Consider the following 20093-nt stretch of genomic DNA (forward strand, 5'->3'; position numbering starts at 1 on the left):
TTATGGCCCGTATTACACTCGCTATTACAGGATCTATTGCTGCATACAAGACAGTTGACCTAGTTAGTTCTTTAAAAAAACAGGGGCATTCTGTTACTGCTCTTATGACTCAGTCAGCAACAGAATTCATTCAGCCATTAACTTTACAAGTACTATCTCAAAATACTGTACATCTCGATGTCATGCACGAACCTTTTCCAGATCAAGTGAATCACATTCAAATAGGAAAAGAAACAGATTTATTTATCGTAGTTCCTGCAACAGCCAATACAATCGCTAAATTAGCTCACGGTTTTGCTGACAATATGGTGACTGCTACTGCTCTTGCTTTGCCACACTTTGTACCCAAACTATTGGCTCCAGCTATGAACACAAAGATGTATGACCATCCTGCGACCCAAGCTAATCTTAAAACTTTAGAAGATTATGGTTATACTATTATTTCTCCCAAAGATTCTCTACTGGCCTGTGGGGATACAGGTCGTGGTGCTCTCGCTGATCTCAAAACTATTTTACAAGAAATAAAGGATAAAATTCATGAACAAACGCTCTAATATTGCTCCAATCGCTATCTTTTTTGCTATTATGATTGTTATTCATTTACTAAGCTCAATTTTATTTAATGTACTTCCCTTTCCAATCAAACCAACTATTGTTCACATTCCAGTAATTATTGCAAGTATTATCTACGGACCAAGAATCGGTGCAACCTTAGGTTTTCTGATGGGAATGCTTAGCTTAACGGTTAATACTCTCACTATCCTGCCAACAAGCTATCTCTTCTCACCATTTGTACCAAATGGTAACTTCTATTCAGTTGTGATCGCAATTGTTCCTCGTATCTTAATCGGTTTGACACCTTATTTCGTCTATAAACTACTAAAGGGAAGAGCTGGACTCATCTTTGCAGGTGCACTTGGCTCACTCACGAATACAGTATTTGTCTTAGGTGGTATCTTCTTTCTCTTTGGTAATGTTTTTGATGGAAATATTCAAAAACTATTAGCTACTGTTATCTCAACAAATTCAATCGCAGAACTAATTATCTCAACCCTCTTAACTCTCGTCATTGTTCCGAGACTTGAAAAAATTAAACAATAAAAACTGTATCAAGAGATACAGTTTTTTATTTCTATTACTGGGCTAAACGAGCCTCTTCTAAAATCTTTTCAATCTTTGTTGTCAGTAAATCAATTGCTACTGTATTTGACACTCCTTCTGGAATAACGATATCTGCATAACGCTTTGTTGGCTCGATAAACTGATGATACATAGGTTTTACGACACCAAGATACTGATCAATAACGCTATCCAAACTACGACCACGCTCTTCCATATCACGCTTAATACGACGAATGATACGGACATCATCATCTGTATCAACGAAAATCTTGATATCCATTAAATCACGTAGACGTTTGTCTTCCAAAACCAAGATTCCTTCTACGATAAATACATCTTGAGGTTCTTGGCGATAGGTTTTCGAGCTTCTTGTATGGGCAGCATAATCATAGGTAGGAATATCAACAGGATGTCCTGCCAACAATTCTTTGATTTGCGCAATCATCAAGTCAGTATCAAAAGCAAAAGGATGGTCATAGTTTGTTTTGATACGCTCCTCAAAAGTTAAATGAGATTGATCTTTATAGTAGGAATCATGCTCAATCATGGCAATTTTTTCATTTGGGAAATGGGATAAGATTGCTTTAGAAACACTGGTTTTTCCTCCACCAGATCCCCCTGTTACTCCGATAATGATTGGTCTGTTTTGCATAGTTGCCTCCGTATTTTTCCTTTGTCTATTTTACCATATTTTTAGAAAATTTTACAGGATGACTTTTCAAATTAGAGTAGAAAAAACCTTGTAGTTTAGTTCTACAAGGTTTTAATGTTTTTAATCAAAGTTAACGTATTCTTTTGAAAGTTCAAGAACTTCTTCCATTGTTGAACATTCAGTAAGAGCACGGTTAGCGTATTCTTGCATCTTAGCTGTGTCAAGTTTCTTCATCAAGCTACGTGTACGAAGTACTGAAGTAGCTGACATTGAGAACTCATCCAAGCCCATTCCGACAAGAAGTGGAACAGCAGTTTGGTCACCAGCCATTTCACCACACATACCAGCCCATTTACCTTCAGCGTGAGCTGCTTTGATAACATTGTTGATCAAGCGAAGGATTGATGGGTTATATGGTTGGTAAAGGTATGAAACTTGTTCGTTCATACGGTCAGCAGCCATTGTGTATTGGATCAAGTCGTTTGTACCGATTGAGAAGAAATCAACTTCTTTAGCAAATTGGTCAGCAAGCATAGCTGCAGCAGGAATTTCAATCATGATACCAACTTGGATATCATCTGCAACTGCGACACCTTCAGCAACCAATTTTGCTTTTTCTTCTTCAAGAATAGCTTTAGCAGTACGGAACTCTTTCAACAAAGCAACCATTGGGAACATGATACGCAATTTACCGTGAACAGATGCACGAAGCAATGCACGCAATTGTGTACGGAACATTTGGTTACCAGTTTCAGAGATAGAGATACGCAAAGCACGGTAACCCAAGAATGGGTTCATTTCTTTAGGAAGATCGAAGTAAGGAAGTTCTTTATCCCCACCGATATCCATTGTACGAACGACAACAGGTTTACCGTTCATACCTTCAAGAACTGCTTTGTAAGCTTCGTATTGGTCGTCTTCCGTTGGGAAATCTTGAGAATCCATGTACAAGAATTCTGTACGGTAGAGACCAACAGCTTCAGCACCATTTTCGTTCACACCTTCAACGTCTTTAGGTGTACCGATATTAGCTGCCAACTCAAAGTGTTTACCATCTGCAGTAACAGTTTTAGCATCTTTCAAAAGAGCCCATTCAGCTTTTTGTTTAGCGTAAGCTTCACCAGCTGCTTTGAATTCTGCAATTTGTTCTTCAGTTGGGTTGATAACGACTTCACCTGAAATACCTGAAACAGCCAAAACGTCACCATCTTTTACAAGTTCAGTGATGTTGTTTGTACCCAAAACAGCAGCGATTTCAAGTGTACGAGCCATGATAGCTGAGTGACTTGTACGTCCACCAATGTTTGTTACAAAAGCTTTTACAAAGTTTTTGTCCAATTGAGCAGTATCAGATGGAGTCAAGTCGTGTGCAATGACGATTACTTCTTCATTAATTGAAGCTGGGTTTGGCAGTTTCTTGCCAAGAAGATTTGCCAAAACACGTTTTGTAACGTCGCGAATATCCGCTGCACGTTCTTGCATGTATGGGTTGTCTTCCATGCCTTCAAAGATTGTGATAAACATGTCTGTAACTTCTTTCAGACCTGCTTCTGCATTTACTTTCTTAGCACGAATTGTTTCTTTAATCTGACCGATTAATTCAGGGTCAGCAAGAACCATCAAGTGAGCGTCAAATACTTGCGCCGCTTCTTCACCAAGCGTACCTACAGCCTTCTCGCGGATAAGAGAAAGCTCGTTTTGAGAAGCTTCAAGAGCAACATCCAAACGAGCCTCTTCTGCATTTGTATCTTCGACTGTAATAGTCTCGAATGATAAATCCGGTTGAACGAGTAGATATGCTTTAGCAACTGCAACACCATCAGATGCTGCGATTCCTTTAAGCATTTCTGTCATATCCTTATGCCAATCCTTCTTTTTCCATTGTTTCTGAGATAGCAGCAATAGCGTCATCAGCGTCTGCACCTTCAGCAGTGATTGTAACGTCAGCACCTTGACCAACACCAAGGCTCATAACACCCATGATAGATTTAAGGTTAACTGATTTACCTTTGTACTCAAGAGTAATATCTGAAGCAAATTTGCTAGCAGTTTGTACCAACAATGTTGCTGGACGTGCGTGAATACCTGTTTCTGCCACTACGTGGAAATCTTTAGAAGCCATAATTTGACTCTCCTTTAAATGTTTTCTTTTTGAGTTATATCTGATAACCCTTACAATTTGGTATTATATCATCTTCTAGGAATTTTTTCAAGTATTTTATGGGATTTCTTCTTTTTCCTTTCAGATAACTTGCTGAAAATCTTCTATTTTATGTATCAAAATACATCATGTAGTTTTTTATAATTTTAACATTTAGAAAACGCTGTTATTTATGGGTTTTATTTTTTGCAATCACTATATATTGTGTTCAGATAACTCTCATCTAAAAAAAATCTACAATATTTAGTTTTTCTTCGTTGACAAAGATTTTTTTTCTGATATACTTAAGAAGTAATTAAATTTTGAAAGAGGAGTTACAGAATGGTAACCGTTTATTCTAAAAACAATTGTGTTCAATGTAAAATGACCAAACGATTCTTAGATAGTAACAAAATCGCATATCGCGAAATCAATCTTGATGAACAACCTGAATTTATTGAACAAGTTAAAGAGCTAGGCTTCAATGCTGCTCCTATCATTCAAACACCAACTGAAGTTTTCTCTGGTTTCCAACCAGCAAAACTTAAAGAACTTGCTTAAGTATCAGGATTAAAAGCTTCTATGTCAATCTTAGAAGCCTTTCTTTTGTAATGAATTAAAGGAAATTTTATGGGATTAAAACAACTTGAGGACGTAACTTACTTCCGTCTAAATAATGAAATCAACCGTCCTGTTAATGGACAAATCATGCTCCACAAAGATAAAGAAGCCTTGGACGCTTTCTTTAAAGAAAATGTTGTGCCAAATTCTATGGTTTTTGATTCTATCACTGATAAAATCGATTACCTTATTAAACAAGACTATATCGAAACAGCGTTTATCAAGAAATATCGTCCAGAATTCTTAGAAGAGCTTTACCAATTTATTAAGGATCAAAACTTCCAATTCAAGTCTTTCATGGCAGCATACAAGTTTTACAATCAATATGCCTTGAAAACTAATGACGGAGAGTACTATCTTGAGAGCATGGAAGACCGTGTCTTCTTTAACGCTCTTTACTTTGCTGATGGTGACGAAGCTATCGCAATTGATATTGCCAATGAAATCATCCACCAGCGTTACCAGCCAGCTACACCTTCTTTCTTGAATGCAGGCCGTGCACGTCGTGGTGAATTGGTATCCTGTTTCTTGATTCAGGTAACAGATGATATGAACTCTATTGGACGTTCTATCAACTCAGCTCTTCAACTTTCACGTATCGGTGGTGGTGTCGGAATTTCCCTCAGTAACCTTCGTGAAGCTGGAGCACCTATCAAAGGGTATGAAGGTGCCGCTTCTGGTGTCGTACCAGTTATGAAGCTTTTTGAAGACAGCTTCTCTTACTCTAACCAACTTGGTCAACGTCAAGGTGCTGGGGTTGTTTACCTTAACGTCTTCCACCCAGACATTATTGCTTTCCTTTCTACTAAGAAAGAAAATGCTGATGAAAAAGTTCGTGTCAAGACTCTTTCACTTGGTGTTGTGGTACCAGATAAATTCTACGAATTAGCACGTAAGAATGAGGAAATGTATCTCTTCAGTCCTTATTCTGTTGAAAAAGAGTATGGTGTACCTTTTAACTACATCGATATCACAGAAAAATACGATGAATTGGTGGCAAATCCAAACATCCGTAAGACAAAAATTAAGGCCCGTGATTTGGAAACAGAAATTTCTAAATTGCAACAAGAATCTGGCTATCCTTATGTAGTCAATATCGATACTGCTAACCGTGCAAATCCTGTCGATGGTAAGATTATCATGAGTAACTTGTGTTCAGAAATTCTTCAAGTCCAAGAGCCAAGTCTTATCAACGATGCGCAAGAATTCCTTCAAATGGGTACTGACGTTTCATGTAACCTTGGTTCAACAAACGTTGTAAATATGATGACATCACCTGACTTTGGACGTTCTATTCGTGCAATGGTTCGCGCTTTGACCTTTGTAACAGATAGCTCTCACATCGTTGCTGTTCCAACTATCGACCACGGAAATAGCCAAGCTCATACATTTGGACTTGGTGCTATGGGGCTTCACAGCTATCTTGCTCAGCAATTAATCGAATATGGATCTCCTGAGTCTGTTGAATTTACAAGCATCTACTTTATGCTTTTGAATTATTGGACTTTGGTAGAATCAAACAATATTGCGCGTGAACGTGGCATTACCTTCCACAACTTTGAGAAATCAGACTATGCAAATGGTACTTATTTCGATAAGTATACGTCTGGTCAATTTGTTCCAAAATCTGATCGAGTTAAAGAACTCTTTGAAGGAATCTTTATCCCGTCTTCAGCTGATTGGGCTGAACTTCGTGATAAAGTTAAAGCAGATGGACTTTACCACCAAAACCGTCTTGCTGTAGCTCCGAATGGTTCTATCAGCTACATCAATGACGTATCTGCTTCTATCCACCCAATTACCCAACGTATTGAAGAACGTCAAGAGAAGAAAATTGGTAAGATTTACTATCCTGCTGCAGGATTATCAACCGAAACTATTCCTTACTACACTTCTGCCTATGACATGGATATGCGTAAAGTTATCGATGTCTATGCTGCTGCAACTGAGCACGTAGACCAAGGGCTTTCACTTACTCTCTTCATGCGTAGTGATATCCCAACAGGTCTTTACGAATGGAAGAAAGAGAACAAACAAACAACACGTGACCTATCTATCCTTCGTAACTACGCCTTTAACAAGGGCATTAAGTCTATCTACTACGTTCGTACCTACACAGATGACGGCGGTGAAGTTGGTGCTAACCAATGTGAAAGCTGTGTGATTTAAAATCTCACTAAAATCTTGTTTACAAAGATAAGGTAACATCAAAAAGTCGGAGTACCGACTTTTTGTGCGGTAACCCAATCACACAAGGCTAGAACATTCATCACTATTTTAATAAAATCAAAAGAAAGAGATTTGTAATGGAAACTTACTACAAAGCCATTAACTGGAATGCCATCGAAGATGTCATCGATAAATCAACATGGGAAAAACTAACTGAACAATTTTGGTTGGATACACGTATTCCCTTATCTAATGACTTAGATGACTGGAGAAAGTTATCAAATCAAGAAAAAGACTTGGTAGGAAAAGTCTTTGGCGGTTTGACACTTTTGGATACCATGCAATCTGAAACAGGGGTAAATGCTCTTCGCGCTGATATTCGTACTCCTCACGAAGAAGCTGTTTTTAACAATATTCAATTCATGGAATCTGTCCACGCTAAATCTTATTCTTCTATTTTCTCAACCTTGAATACCAAGACTGAGATTGAAGAAATCTTTGAATGGACTGATACAAACCCATATCTTCAGAAAAAGGCACAAATCATCAATGAGATTTACCTTAACGGAACACCACTTGAAAAGAAAGTAGCTAGTGTATTCCTTGAAACCTTCCTCTTCTACTCTGGTTTCTTCACTCCACTCTACTATTTAGGAAATAACAAGTTGGCAAACGTTGCTGAAATCATCAAACTCATCATTCGGGACGAGTCAGTTCATGGAACATATATTGGTTATAAATTCCAACTTGGTTTCAACGAATTACCAGAAGAAGAGCAAGAAAAGTTAAAAGACTGGATGTACGACCTGCTCTACACTCTTTATGAAAATGAGGAAGGTTATACAGAGAGTTTATATGATGGTGTTGGTTGGACTGAAGAGGTGAAAACTTTCCTTCGCTACAACGCCAATAAAGCTCTTATGAACCTAGGACAAGATCCTCTCTTCCCTGACTCAGCTGACGATGTAAACCCAATTGTTATGAACGGGATTTCAACAGGTACATCCAACCACGACTTCTTCTCTCAAGTTGGTAATGGTTATCTACTTGGTGAAGTTGAAGCTATGCAGGACGATGATTATAACTACGGATTAGACTAATTAAAAAATATAAAAACATCTGAGTTAAAAACAAACACAGATGTTTTTTGTTTTTGTTTATTTTTGTTTTATTTAAGTTGCTTAGATGTTTAAAATGTGATAAAATGATATTGGATATGGGGGTGATTCAATGCTAAAACAAGAAAAACTAGATGTGATTTTAGAGATTGTCAATACAAGAGGAACCATCACAGTCAAAGAAATAATGAATCGTTTAGATATTTCTGATATGACTGCTCGACGTTATCTGCAAGAGTTAGCTGACAAAGATCTACTTGTTCGAGTGCATGGAGGCGCTGAAAAACTTCGTTCTGGTTCTCTATTAGCAAATGAACGCTCGAATGTCGAAAAGCAAGGTCTTCAGATTGCTGAAAAACAAGAAATCGCAAAGTTTGCTGGTCATTTAGTCGAAGAAAGAGAAACGATTTTTATCGGTCCAGGTACTACTCTTGAGTTCTTTGCGCGTGAACTTCCGATAGATAATATTCGTGTGGTAACAAATAGCCTTCCTGTTTTCATTATCTTGAATGAACGAAAACTGACTGATTTAATTTTGATTGGTGGAAATTATCGTGAAATCACCGGTGCCTTTGTCGGAACCTTAACGCTCCAAGATATCGAAAGTCTTCAATACTCTAAAGCTTTTGTTAGTTGCAATGGTATAAAAGATCATGCTATCGCTACTTTTAGCGAAGATGAAGGCGAAGTCCAAAAGCTAGCATTAAAAAATGCTAATAAAAAGATTCTTCTTGCTGACCACAGTAAATTTAATAAGTTTGATTTTTATACTTTCTATAACATTGCTGATATTGATACAATTATTTCAGATTCAAAACTTAGCCAAGAAACCCTAAAAACTTTGTCTAAACAAACAAAAATTATTAAATCGACACCTTAAAAAGTCTCACCATTGGTGAGACTTTTTTTATCGTTAAATCTACTCAATAAGGCCTGTTTCAGCTACTTTCTTATACCAATGAGCTGATTTCTTAGGATAACGTTCTTGTGTATCGAAATCAACATAGAAAAGTCCGTAACGTTTTTCATAACCATTAGACCATGAGAAAACGTCCATCAATGACCAGATGAAGTATCCTTTGACGTTTGCACCATCTGCAATCGCATCAGACAATACTTCCAAGTGTTGTTTCACATAATCAATACGGCCATCATCGTAAACCGTATTGTCCACAAACTCATCTTTGTATCCAAGTCCGTTTTCTGTGATATAGATTTTCTTGTAGTTTGGATAGTCTTTCTTGACGCGCATGATTTGGTCATACAAACCTTGAGGATAAATAATCCAGTCCCAGTCAGTGCGAGGTACATAGTCAGGAGCTACACGACGACCAACACCTTTAATTTGGTACTTAGAGCTTCCTTTTTCCCCTTTACCGTTGTGGATGATTTCAGTTTCACCATCAAATGCTTCCATCCAATCACTCATGTAGTAGTTAATTCCAAGGAAGTCATTCAAGTCTTTAGCTGCTTCAAGCGCTTCAAAGTCTTCGTCTCGTAAGTCCAAACTACCACCATTAACTGCTAAAATGTGATTTACCCCTTCCATGGTTGCATCGGAATAGTGTCCAAGGTAGGTTGCATCTAGAATAAACTTGTTATGGATGATATCTTCCAACTCAGCCGCACGTACGTCTGCAGGATTTTTAGGATCCAATGGATACTTAGTTGGAAGGGCGTGAACAACCCCGATTTCACCTTTGTAGCCTTTGTCTTTGTACAATTTCACAGCACGTGCATGAGAAACCATCATATTGTGGTGAGATTGGAAGACTTTGGCAAGGTCATACTGAATCCCTGGAGGGAATTTTCCTACTAAGTATTGACCATCTCCGATTGGGCCAATTTCATTGAAGGTTGTCCAGTAGTTGACTTCTGGGAATTCTTCAAAACAGAAGGCTGCATAATCTACGAAGTGTTCGATATTTTCACGATTCAAGAAGTCTCCGTTTGAGTGAAGAGCTTCAGGAGTATCAAAGTGGTGAAGAGTTACGAATGGTTCTACATGACGTTTATGACATTCTGCAAATAACTTATGATAGAATTCTACCCCTTTTGGATTTACTTCACCATAGCCAGTTGGGAAAATACGTGACCAAGCAATAGAAATACGAATTCCGTTTACGCCATATTCTTCCGCCAACTGTAAGTCTACTGGATATTTATGGTAAAAATCACTAGCTGGTTCTGCTGTATACCAATAGTTATCAGCTAAGTATTTGTCCCAGGCAACAGGACCTTTACCATCTGTATGCGTAGCTCCTTCTGCTTGATAGGCAGCCGTTGCCCCACCAAAAATAAAATCTTTAGGAAGTGTTTTTGTCATTTTTTCACCTATTTCTTGATTGGATAAAATGAAAAGTGAGGGGAGAGGAGTTAGTGAGCCATCCATCTCCATCTCACTTCTTGTTCCAAGCCACCGAATTGTGACATGAGGAGGTAAAAACGATATATTTTTACCGACGAATTAACAAAGCGATTAGGAAAATCGCCATAGCGATTTCCGTTACGATAGGAGACTGTTTCACAGTCCCTATCGTTAATCGAATTGCGCCTGAACGAATGCGAGAGCGCCTTTACCATCACGAGTCAACTTGATGTATTGAGCTCCTTCAGTCTTAGCCAATTTGATGCCTAGTTTATCTGTTTCAGCCTTCATATCTTCGAAGTTGGAAGCAACCTGAGGCGCCAAGATAACAAGGTCGAATTCTGGCAACATTTCACGGTGGGCTCCATAGCCACCTGCTGCAGCTTTAACTGGAACTTTATACTCTTCTGCGGCTTTATTCAAAGCATTGGCAAGAAGACCACTTGTTCCTCCACCCGCACAAAGAACGAGGACGTTTGTTTCTTCAGTAATTGTATTTTGTGCAGATTCTACTCCAGCTTTTTCAAGAATCGCATCTGCTTTTGCAGTGTTAAAGTTTGCAGCTACCTTTTCTTTTAATTCATCATTAGTTTTACCTGAACGTTCTTCTTCAAGAATTTGTTCATCATAAACTTTGAGGAATGGATAGTAGATAACAATATCTACTACAATTAACAATGCTGCAAGAGCGAATGATAAGAACTGGAAGTTTGTACCAAGAACAATACCAAGAGGTCCTGGTGTAGTCCATGGAAGGTTGGCAGTAAATGAGTTCATGCCAAGTGTTTCAATAAAGAACTTAAAGATCCATACGTTTGCAATTGGTGCAAAGATGAATGGGATAAAGAAGATTGGGTTCAAAACAAGCGGTGCACCAAACAAGATTGGTTCGTTTACACCAAAGAATGTAGGAACTACTGAAGCGCGTCCAATAGCACGATTTCGTTTTGATTTACATAACCACATAAACATGAACGGAACAACAAGAGTTGCACCAGTACCACCCATAGTGACGATAAACATTTGTGTACCAGATGTGAGGATCTTATCAGCGTGCATACCTTGTTGAAGAAGGTTCAAGTTGACTTCAGCATTTGCATAAGTGATCGCTGCAATCGCAGGCTCAACGATAGATGGGCCGTGAATACCAATAAACCAGAAGAATGCAAAGGCACCGAAAATAATCGTAATACCAACATAACCGTCTGCTGCTGAGAATAGAGGCGCAAAGAATTTACCGATTGATTCTGCTACGCTTGCACCAACAAAATGACGAGCAAGTAAGTCAAGACCGTAAAGGGAAACGACAGAAAGCGTAAATGGAATAACATCTTTAAAGACCTGTGAGATATTTGGTGGAACTTCATCAGGCATTCGAATAGTAACATTATTCTTCACACAAACCTTATAGATAGCTACAGTTACAAAGGCTGCTAGGAAAGCTGAAAGCAAACCTTTTGTTCCGAGGAAGCCTGTTGCAAAGCCACCTTCAATTGGGTCAGCTGCCAAGATCAATAAACCAACAATAGCAGCTAATAGCGTTGACATATAGTTGATTTGATTTGTTTTTTCCATGCTACGGTTAACAGAGTCTGTTAATGATTTAGCTGTTGTACCAGCAACCAAAAGTGCGAGAATACCCATTGAATAGCTATAAGGTTTCATCAAAAGCGCTACAACATCATCAGACCATACAAATCCCCATGAATTAGGCACAAAGGCAATCAAGATAAAAATACTTGAGAATAGAATGACTGGCATTCCTGCGATAAATCCATCACGAATAGCACGAAGATAGATATTACGAGATAGTTTTTCAAAGAAAGGTTTTCCTTTCTCGATAAAGGCAATTAACTTATTCATTATTTAGCTCCTCTTTTATAAAGTTCAATTAAATGATGCATCAAATCTTTTAGCAAGATTGTTGTCATCAGGTGATCTTGGCCATGCATCATGGTCACGCTATAAGCCAAATCGTCACCAGCAGCTTCCTTAGTCAATAGACTAGTTTGCGCGTGGTGGGCCTCTGCAATACAGCTACCAGCTTCCTCTACCAGAGCGTCCGCTTTTGCAAAATCACCAGCTTCAGCAGCCTTCAAGGCTTCCAATAGTTTTGAACGAGCATCGCCAGCATAGGCAACAATTTCAAAACCTAACAATGTTACTTCTTCTCTATTCATGATAGATTTCTCCTTATATAATTTTTAGTAATATTATGACAATAAACGTTGAATATGTAGAACAAGGTAAACTCGTTCACTCTTATAAAGGTCAACACCCGTTTCCTGTGCAATGACTTCATAAATTTTGCTACCAATCTCGAATGCTTTTGGATATGTAGTTTTGATATGTTCTTCCATATCGAGCAAGGATTGATTATCATCCCGACTTCGATCAAGGTAATCCAAGAAATAATTTAGATGAATCATAAAACGATCGTAGAAATTATTATTTTCTTGGGTTCTTTGAATGTTATAGCTCCTGAGAAGACTCTCAACCTTCTTTATGATTTCCTTTCTCTTATCAATAGCCTCTGCAACTTCTACCTCATTCTCACCCTCGGCATTAATAAAGTGGTAGGCTATTCTTTTTATTTCATCCTTTGGTAAATTACCAGATAGTTTACTATTATAGATTTCAAAAGACTCTTGAGCTATTTGAAAAGCAATAGGATACTCCTTTGAAATATCAGGTAAATTACTATCCTTATAACGTCCTTGGCTAATCGCTTGATAAGAACAATAGATATGGTCTGTCAAGGTTACGTAGAGGTACTCTTGAATAGGATATTGGTATTTTTTTGAAAGATTATCGATAATTTCATAAGTAACGGTAATAAAGTCTAACGGAACATCCTTGAGTAAAGTCATAAAATTCTCTCGAGATTCTTCAGTCTTCATCCGAAAGACTTTTTCAACCTGATCCTCAGAAATCAAATCTCCCTTTTTCTTACCAAACGAAATACCCTTACCGACTACGATCAACTCCTCTCCCTTGCTATTTCGCACAAGAGAAACATTGTTATTCATTGGATTTAATATCCGATACATGTCGACCTCCTTGTTCTCTCATTTAAGAGCTAGAGCATAAAAAATGACCACAAATGACCCTGAAAATATATTTCTGAGTCATCTGTGATCATGCCTAATATTACTTAGTAACACTCACTCTTATTAACTTGTGACTTAAGTATAGCACAAGATTTTTATTTTGTAAACCTTTACATACAACTTTTTTTAAAAGTTTTTTAGCTGGGTTTTGACATAAAAAGGGTGGAAACTTACACACGTTCGGTCCATGAAGTTGCTGTTGTTTTAAGAACTTTGTTGAGTTCATCGATGTTCTCAAAACCAGTTGTACGAAGCCATTCGCGAGCTGCTGCTTCACCGTCTTTGATGTAGGCTTCAACTGATCCAGCCCATGTTGCACGTCCACAAAGAACACCATTGAAGTTTGCACCTGATTCGTGGGCAAATACAAGAGTTTCTTGGAAGAGCTTAGCTGATACACCTGCACTCAAGTAGATGTATGGCAAGTTAGTAGCTTCGTCTTGAGCTTTAAAGAAGTCTGCTGCTTCTTCACGTGTGTGAACGATTTCGCCATCGCCAAATCCTTCAACGTATTTCACGTTAACTGGAACTTCCACTTTCAAGACATCAATGTTAAAGCGTGGGTCTGAGAAGACCTTCATAGCACCGATAACCTTGCGTGGTTTTACTTTAGCGTATTCTGCAGAACCTGCGTCCGCAATCTTTTCATCGTAAGCCAAGATTTCAAGGAAGAATGGAATATCTTCAGCTACACACTCAGAACCAATACGTTCAATGTAGGCTTGTTTTTGTTGGTTGAGTTCGTCAGAGCTATCTACGTCATAGTAAAGCAAGAATTTAACGGCATCTGCACCTTGTTCTTTGATACGTTTTGCAGACCAAACGTCCAAGCAGTCTGGCAAGCGTTTTGTACTTGTTGTATCGTATCCTGTTTTTTCATAAGCAAGGAGAAGACCTGCATTTGGATCAAGTGCTTTTGTAGCTGGAAGCCCGTACTCAGGGTCAAGTAGCATAGATGAAGCATATTTAGTCAATTCATCTGCTACCAATACTTTAAGTTCTTCCATTTGAGCAACTGTTGGCTCTTCTGTTTGGTATTGAGCCATGAGGCGTTTCAAAGCACCACGTTGGTCAAAAGCGAGAGCTGAGATGATACCATTCTCATCAGAGAGTTTTTGCATACAAGCGCGTTTATTTTCTGTTAAAACCATTTTATACCTCTTTCACAATTAATTGGTCATATAGACCTTGATAGTTAGCCATATTGACATGACCGGTCATTTTTTCTTGAGCATTAAGCATACCAAGGACATTTGCCTTGATCAACAGTTCTTGATCCGTTTCTTTATGGAAAAGACCTGAAGCAATACCTGCCACTGTAGAATCGCCAGAACCGACTGGATTTACTACTTGAATTCTTGGAATATCTACTTTGTAGAAAGTGTTACCGTGTTTAGCGAATGCTCCGTTAGCACCTAAGGAAACGATAATCCACTCGATTCCATCAAATAGTGGTTCTTGAAGGACTTCTTTTAATTCATCCAAGTCTTTAGAAATATCTCTTCCCAAAAGTTGAGATAATTCTTCATTATTTGGTTTGATAACTGTTGGCTTATGTGGAGACTCAAGAACAGCATGAAGTGCAGCTCCTGAACAGTCCAAGACAACAGGTTTACCGGCTTGGTTAGCAAGTTCAACTAAACTAGCATAGTAATCAACTGGAAGTCCTGCAGGTAGACTACCTGAAATGGCCACTACCTCTACAGTCTCTATAAGTTCTTTGAAATGAGCCAAGAAATCTTGACCTTCTTTTTCTTGAACTTCAGGACCCTTTTCTAGGATTTCTGTTTGGTTATCTCCATGTAGAATTGCGATACAGTTACGGGTTTCACCTTGAATAGAGAAGAAACGTTTGCTTACTTTATCATCAATATTTTCTACTAAAAAATCACCAAGTTTACCACCGACAAGTCCTGTTGCCACTACGGAGTCACCAAATTCTGATAGGACACGAGTAACGTTAAGACCTTTACCACCAGCCGTTTTAGTGACATCTACAACACGGTTGACAGTGTCAATTTTCAGTTCATCCAAAGGATAGGAAATATCAATGGATGGGTTCATTGTGACTGTTAAAATCATAAGTCACCTCTTAGTCGTGGTATTCACCACGATCCCATTTTTCAAGGAACTCTGTAAAGAAGTTGGCATCAGTTTGATGATCGTTATGAGTTTCAACGTGTTGGATTTTAGCGATCAATTTTTTGTTTTCTTCTGATGGTTTGTATTCAGCGTTGATGAAAGCCTCAATGATATCACACATGAGCAATTCACCAGTGATTTTACCACCAAATCCGATTACGTTGGCATTCAATTGTTCTTTTGCATATAGAGCTGTTGTCATATCGCGAACCAAAGCAGAACGAACAGCAGGAACCTTGTTAACAGCATTATTGATACCTACACCAGTACCACAGATACATACACCAAGATCAGCTTGGCCACTAACTACTGCTTCACCAACTTTTTTACCAAAGATTGGATAGTGGGTACGAGCGTGGTCATAAGTACCAAAGTCGATAACTTCATGTCCTTTTGATTTCAAAAATTCTGAAACAGCCATTTTTTCATTTGTTACGATGTGGTCACATCCGATTGCAATTCTCATTAGTTATTCCCTCCGATTAATTGTATAAATCTAATATCATTTATCTTAACTCAAGAAAAATCAAGATTAGCTTAGGAAGCGAGCTGCGAGCATAACTGAGGTTAGCTAAAGTGAGCTAACGACAGATTATCTTGATTTTTGAAGAGTATTAGCACATTTTGTTCAACATGTCGACCCTGATTTGGTGACGACCACCGTCGTATTTACCATTTACAAAGCCTTTAGCAATGTTTTTAGCCAATTCATCACCAACAAGTTGAGCACCCATAGTAATCATACGTGAGTTGTTGTGACCGCGAGTCATATAAGCTGAACGTTCATCAGAAACTTCTGCAGCAACCATTCCTTTGATTTTAGTAGCAACCATAAACGGACCTGCACCATAAGCATCAATGACGATACCAAGGTTTTGTTCTTCTTTCTTAACTTCTTCCGCAACCGCAAGAGTTACATCAACGAAGTCTTGACCTTCTGCTGTAACATCCACTACGTGGAAGTTTTCTTTTTCCAAGAAGTCTTTTACGACTTCTTTCAATCTTAAACCTGCAGCATCTGCACCAATAACAATAGCCATATTGTATACTCCTTTTTTATAATAGACCAGTAAAACTTTCTGATTCTAGCCTAAAAGAGGCCTTTCTCAAATAGCTACTAGTAGTTTTGTTGACAATAATTTAAATTAAGAACAAATATCTTATTCGTTTCTTAATAAGCTTTCTTCAGAGAAAAGCCAGAACAGTAATCTTGTTAAAATAAACACAAATTGTTCTTTATAAACATAATATACTACGATTAGTTGGAAAAGTCAACAATTTATGTTTGTTTTTGTTTATTTTTTTATAAAATCTCGATATCAAATCCAACCTGATCAAAATCACTAGGTTTTATAATCCTAACATCTTTCTTATCTTCCAGTCTATCTCCTTCTTCTATTGAAGTAGACAAACCTGACCATGGTTCCAAGGCAATAAAAGGCCCTTTATTAAGAGTTGACCATACGATTAAATTTGGAAACTCTTTAAAATCTAGTTTCAAACCTTTATCATGTTTTCGTGAACGCAAAGCTACTGTGCGAGATTCCAACTCATCTAATGTCACAGCATCATAGCTAAAGAAGTCATAATTCAAGTCTAATTCTTTTTGATTATTTAACCAAGAACTTCTATCTTTGAAATCCAACATTCCTGTTTCTGGGAAAGGTTTTGGAACTGTACATGTTTCTGGCTTTTCAAATTCAAGATAGTAATCTTCATATACCTCGTCATCTAGTAAGGGACAGTTAAAACCAGGATGCCCACCGATAAAGTATGGCATCAATTTTTCAGCTTCTTTATTATATATTTTATACTGTGTACGTATGGTTTTCTCAGTCACTGTATACGTAATTTCTAAACGAAAATGATAAGGGTAATTTGCATACATTTCTTCATCATCTTCAATAGCAAATGTAACAGAATTATCTGTTTGTTCTACTAATGTAAAATCTTTTTTTCGTACTAAGCCATGTCGAGGGATTTTTCCTTCTTTTTGACTACCATCTTCCTTATCATAAAGGACCGTATCATTTCTTACTGAACCACATATTGGGAATAATACGGGTGCTTGCCCACTCCAATAAGTTGGATCCCCCTGCCACAAATACTCTACATCATCTTTATCTTTTATAGAGGATAGCGCTCCTCCAAGTGTTTGAAACTCAACATTTAATTGATCTGATTTTAATACAATCATAAGTCATACCTCTAATTTTCTAAAAAAACTAGGCTGACTGCTCCATAGTGGAAACTGACAACCTAGTTTTTACAATTTACATTTTTAGGAGCAAATTATTTAGCGTTTGCTGCGTATTCTTCATTACGTTTGATCATTTGTTTTCTGTACCATGCAAAGATACCAATGTAGAAAGTAAGGAAGATCACTGCACCAATAATTGCTTTGATATCACCTGTTGTAGTGTTACCAATTGTCCAACCAAGAAGTTTTTCGATTGGCCCTTCAAGTGTTGAGTGAGTGATAAGTTGTGTTTGATCCACACCTTCTGGGAAGGCACCTACACCTTTAGCAAGGTCTGTTGCAAATGGTGCGATAAGTGTACCTGAAAGAAGGAAGAGTGGCAACAAGAGTGTTCCGAAGATAATCATACGGAGCAATTTACCACGAGTAACAACCAAGAGAGCTGGAGTTACACCCATTGCGATGATACCAGCAAGTGGCAAGATACCATTTCCGACATTTGAAAGAAGCACTGCTTCAACCAACATGATTGGTGCAAGTACGTTCGCACAAGCCCAGATTTCAGCACGACCAGCGATAAATGGCCAGTCAAGACCGATGTTGAATTTACGTCCTTGAAGACGTTTAGTAGCAACGTTTGTAATACCTTGTGAAAGTGGTTCTACGGCTGCGATGAACCATGAACCGATAAGTGAGAAGAGCTCCAAGCAGACACCGGCAGTCAAACCAAGTGACAACCAACCTTTAATAACAAGTTCCCATTTTTCTGCACCTTCTACACCTGGAACCGGATGTGGAGTACCCATTAAACCGATAACGATACCAAGAATGAAACCGATGAAGAATTTAGATCCCCAGAAACCGATTCGTTTGTTCAATTTAGCAGCGTCAAAGTCGTATTTATCAAGACCTGGCAATAATTTATCAAAAATCTTATCCAAAACCATGATAACTGGGTTCATCATGTAATTCATGTGAGTTGAAGTCATTGGTGATGAACTTGGTGCATTAAGAAGGTCGTCGAAAGTTGGTTTCATCAAGTCAGAGTTAATAATTTTAAGAACCCCTACAAGAACAACTGCTGCAGTAGCGATGAAAAGAGAAACTCCTTGGCTAACTCCACTCTTGTCAGCGTACCATTTAATCAAAAGACCTGTGATTGACAAGTGCCAGATATCGAAGATATCAACGTCAAGTGTGTCTGTTTTCTTCATTGCAAGCATTACAATGTTGACAATCAACATGATAAGCAAGAAATAAAGTGTCCATGCAGAACCCCATGTGATTGTAGCAAGTGGTGCCCAACCTACGTCAGTGATATTTAGTTGAAGTCCTGTGTTTTCAACGAATTTTTTTAGTGATTCTGAGAATGCACCATTTAACATACCGATGATAGCACCGATACCAGTAAGAGCGATGGCAAGTTTAATACCACCTTCAAGAGCTTTGGAGAATTTAACTCCGAACAATAGGGCCAATACTGTCAAAATGATTAACATGATGATTGGGCCACCCATAGCCAAGATTGGTTTAAAGAAATCATTGGCTAATTGAATAATGAAATCCATAATTTTTCCTCCCTTTATTATGTGATATGGAATTTTAACAAAATTATAATTAACTTAATCCGTGTTCTTTGATTGCTGCTTCAATATTGTCATAGACTGGAGCGCTCATCGCTGGAATACGGAATAAGATAGGTCCAGCTTCAACTACTGGGATACCAGGGTCAAAACCTAAGTCAGTTGCAGCGATTGGCGTGAAGATATCATAACCTTTAATCAAGTCTTCGTTGACATCTTTAACCATAACTGCGTCACACTGTACGTCGTATCCACGGCTAGAGAGCTCTTCTTCTAGAGCGCTTTTAATTTGGTGGCTTGAGTTAACACCGGCACCACATGCAGCAAGAATTTTAATCATTTGGATTTCCTCCATTTTTTAGTTTCTATTTATTTACAAATTAAGCAGTTTTTTCTGAGATATATTGGAACAAAGCTTCTGGTTCTGTAATCTTAGAGAGTGCATCAAGATGACCGTCACCTGTAAAGAAGTCCATCAATTGAGCAAGAATATTTGTTTGACTTGAACTTGAATTATTGATGATAAAGAAGAGTAATGATACTTCTACTTCCTTGTCGGGCGCAATCATATTGTGAAATGTTACTGGTTTCGCTAAACGAACTACAACAACGTTTTCAGTTAAATTATGAATTGTGTCTGTGTGAGGGATTGCTACATTCGGCAAGTCCTTCCCAAGAAATTCCATATCTAAACCGGTTGGGAACATTTTTTCACGTTCAACCAATGCCGATCGATAGGTATCCGTAACAACTTTCTTTTCTTCCAATAGGGTTGCAACTTGATCAAATAGTTGCTCTTGATTATCCGCTTCTAGACAAAAGACTAAGTCTCTGCTGAAGAAATGGTCTAATCCCATGACCTTCTCCT

At 38.1% G+C, this 20093-nt stretch carries 21 protein-coding genes; 6 read left to right on the forward strand and 15 right to left on the reverse strand.

Annotation, left to right across the window (positions count from 1 at the left end; genetic code table 11):
* Positions 1 to 2: 2 nt before the first annotated feature.
* Together coaC and M1F91_RS01685 are read left to right on the forward strand one after the other, a co-directional pair.
* The gene (coaC, locus tag M1F91_RS01680; RefSeq protein WP_247912368.1) at positions 3 to 554 is read left to right on the forward strand and encodes a phosphopantothenoylcysteine decarboxylase; all 552 of its coding nucleotides are present in this window, start codon (positions 3 to 5) and stop codon (positions 552 to 554) included.
* Entirely contained in the window at positions 538 to 1101 is a 564-nt protein-coding gene (locus M1F91_RS01685) for an ECF transporter S component (protein ID WP_247912369.1), read from the forward strand. The genes coaC and M1F91_RS01685 overlap by 17 nt, the downstream gene beginning before the upstream one ends.
* 34 nt (positions 1102 to 1135) lie before the next feature.
* Here the strand turns inward: M1F91_RS01685 and udk are convergent, their stop codons facing one another.
* From udk to M1F91_RS01700, 3 genes are all read right to left on the reverse strand, one after another.
* Positions 1136 to 1774 carry a uridine kinase gene (gene udk, locus M1F91_RS01690; protein ID WP_247912370.1) on the reverse strand — a complete coding sequence of 213 codons (639 nt, stop codon included), beginning with the start codon at positions 1772 to 1774 and terminating at the stop codon, positions 1136 to 1138.
* A 120-nt stretch (positions 1775 to 1894) separates the two neighbouring features.
* Positions 1895 to 3628 (reverse strand): phosphoenolpyruvate--protein phosphotransferase, encoded by a 1734-nt coding sequence (ptsP, locus tag M1F91_RS01695; protein ID WP_025170355.1) that lies wholly within the window; start codon positions 3626 to 3628, stop codon positions 1895 to 1897.
* A gap of 4 nt (positions 3629 to 3632) precedes the next feature.
* The gene (locus M1F91_RS01700; protein ID WP_000146952.1) at positions 3633 to 3896 is read right to left on the reverse strand and encodes a phosphocarrier protein HPr; all 264 of its coding nucleotides are present in this window, start codon (positions 3894 to 3896) and stop codon (positions 3633 to 3635) included.
* A 360-nt stretch (positions 3897 to 4256) separates the two neighbouring features.
* Here M1F91_RS01700 and nrdH point away from each other — a divergent pair, with 360 nt between their 5' ends.
* From nrdH to M1F91_RS01720, 4 genes are all read left to right on the forward strand, one after another.
* A complete protein-coding gene (gene nrdH / locus M1F91_RS01705; RefSeq protein WP_036757515.1) occupies positions 4257 to 4475 on the forward strand; it encodes a glutaredoxin-like protein NrdH in 219 nt (72 codons plus the stop codon).
* Between the two features lie 69 nt (positions 4476 to 4544).
* Positions 4545 to 6704: a class 1b ribonucleoside-diphosphate reductase subunit alpha gene (gene nrdE / locus M1F91_RS01710; RefSeq protein ID WP_247912371.1), complete on the forward strand. Its 2160-nt coding sequence runs from the start codon at positions 4545 to 4547 to the stop codon at positions 6702 to 6704.
* 137 nt (positions 6705 to 6841) lie between these two features.
* A complete protein-coding gene (gene nrdF / locus M1F91_RS01715) occupies positions 6842 to 7804 on the forward strand; it encodes a class 1b ribonucleoside-diphosphate reductase subunit beta (RefSeq protein WP_006148574.1) in 963 nt (320 codons plus the stop codon).
* 130 nt (positions 7805 to 7934) lie between these two features.
* Complete coding sequence (locus M1F91_RS01720) at positions 7935 to 8702, forward strand: DeoR/GlpR family DNA-binding transcription regulator (RefSeq protein WP_247912372.1); 768 nt, start codon at positions 7935 to 7937, stop codon at positions 8700 to 8702.
* 39 nt (positions 8703 to 8741) lie between these two features.
* Here the strand turns inward: M1F91_RS01720 and lacG are convergent, their stop codons facing one another.
* From lacG to M1F91_RS01780, 12 genes are all read right to left on the reverse strand, one after another.
* A complete protein-coding gene (gene lacG, locus M1F91_RS01725) occupies positions 8742 to 10148 on the reverse strand; it encodes a 6-phospho-beta-galactosidase (protein WP_348982805.1) in 1407 nt (468 codons plus the stop codon).
* A gap of 213 nt (positions 10149 to 10361) precedes the next feature.
* Positions 10362 to 12053: a lactose-specific PTS transporter subunit EIIC gene (locus tag M1F91_RS01730; RefSeq protein WP_247912374.1), complete on the reverse strand. Its 1692-nt coding sequence runs from the start codon at positions 12051 to 12053 to the stop codon at positions 10362 to 10364.
* On the reverse strand, positions 12053 to 12370 hold the full coding sequence (locus tag M1F91_RS01735) for a PTS lactose/cellobiose transporter subunit IIA (protein ID WP_247912375.1): 318 nt from the start codon (positions 12368 to 12370) through the stop codon (positions 12053 to 12055). Before M1F91_RS01735 ends, M1F91_RS01730 begins: the two co-directional genes overlap by 1 nt.
* Before the next feature lie 33 nt (positions 12371 to 12403).
* On the reverse strand, positions 12404 to 13240 hold the full coding sequence (locus tag M1F91_RS01740) for a PRD domain-containing protein (protein ID WP_247912376.1): 837 nt from the start codon (positions 13238 to 13240) through the stop codon (positions 12404 to 12406).
* Positions 13241 to 13470: 230 nt separating this feature from the next.
* Entirely contained in the window at positions 13471 to 14451 is a 981-nt protein-coding gene (gene lacD / locus M1F91_RS01745) for a tagatose-bisphosphate aldolase (RefSeq protein ID WP_006148581.1), read from the reverse strand.
* A 1-nt stretch (position 14452) separates the two neighbouring features.
* Complete coding sequence (locus M1F91_RS01750; RefSeq protein ID WP_247912377.1) at positions 14453 to 15382, reverse strand: tagatose-6-phosphate kinase; 930 nt, start codon at positions 15380 to 15382, stop codon at positions 14453 to 14455.
* A 10-nt stretch (positions 15383 to 15392) separates the two neighbouring features.
* Positions 15393 to 15908 carry a galactose-6-phosphate isomerase subunit LacB gene (gene lacB, locus M1F91_RS01755; protein WP_247912378.1) on the reverse strand — a complete coding sequence of 172 codons (516 nt, stop codon included), beginning with the start codon at positions 15906 to 15908 and terminating at the stop codon, positions 15393 to 15395.
* 148 nt (positions 15909 to 16056) lie between these two features.
* The gene (lacA, locus tag M1F91_RS01760) at positions 16057 to 16482 is read right to left on the reverse strand and encodes a galactose-6-phosphate isomerase subunit LacA (RefSeq protein ID WP_006148584.1); all 426 of its coding nucleotides are present in this window, start codon (positions 16480 to 16482) and stop codon (positions 16057 to 16059) included.
* Between the two features lie 263 nt (positions 16483 to 16745).
* On the reverse strand, positions 16746 to 17639 hold the full coding sequence (locus tag M1F91_RS01765) for an aldose 1-epimerase family protein (protein ID WP_247912379.1): 894 nt from the start codon (positions 17637 to 17639) through the stop codon (positions 16746 to 16748).
* A gap of 95 nt (positions 17640 to 17734) precedes the next feature.
* Positions 17735 to 19210 carry a PTS galactitol transporter subunit IIC gene (locus M1F91_RS01770; protein WP_247912380.1) on the reverse strand — a complete coding sequence of 492 codons (1476 nt, stop codon included), beginning with the start codon at positions 19208 to 19210 and terminating at the stop codon, positions 17735 to 17737.
* A gap of 49 nt (positions 19211 to 19259) precedes the next feature.
* A complete protein-coding gene (locus tag M1F91_RS01775) occupies positions 19260 to 19565 on the reverse strand; it encodes a PTS sugar transporter subunit IIB (protein WP_006151856.1) in 306 nt (101 codons plus the stop codon).
* Positions 19566 to 19605: 40 nt separating this feature from the next.
* Positions 19606 to 20082, reverse strand: coding sequence for a PTS sugar transporter subunit IIA (locus tag M1F91_RS01780; RefSeq protein WP_247912381.1), 477 nt, complete (start codon positions 20080 to 20082; stop codon positions 19606 to 19608).
* Between the last annotated feature and the right edge of the window lie 11 nt (positions 20083 to 20093).

Source organism: Streptococcus sp. oral taxon 431, assembly GCF_023110115.1.
GTDB lineage: Bacteria > Bacillota > Bacilli > Lactobacillales > Streptococcaceae > Streptococcus.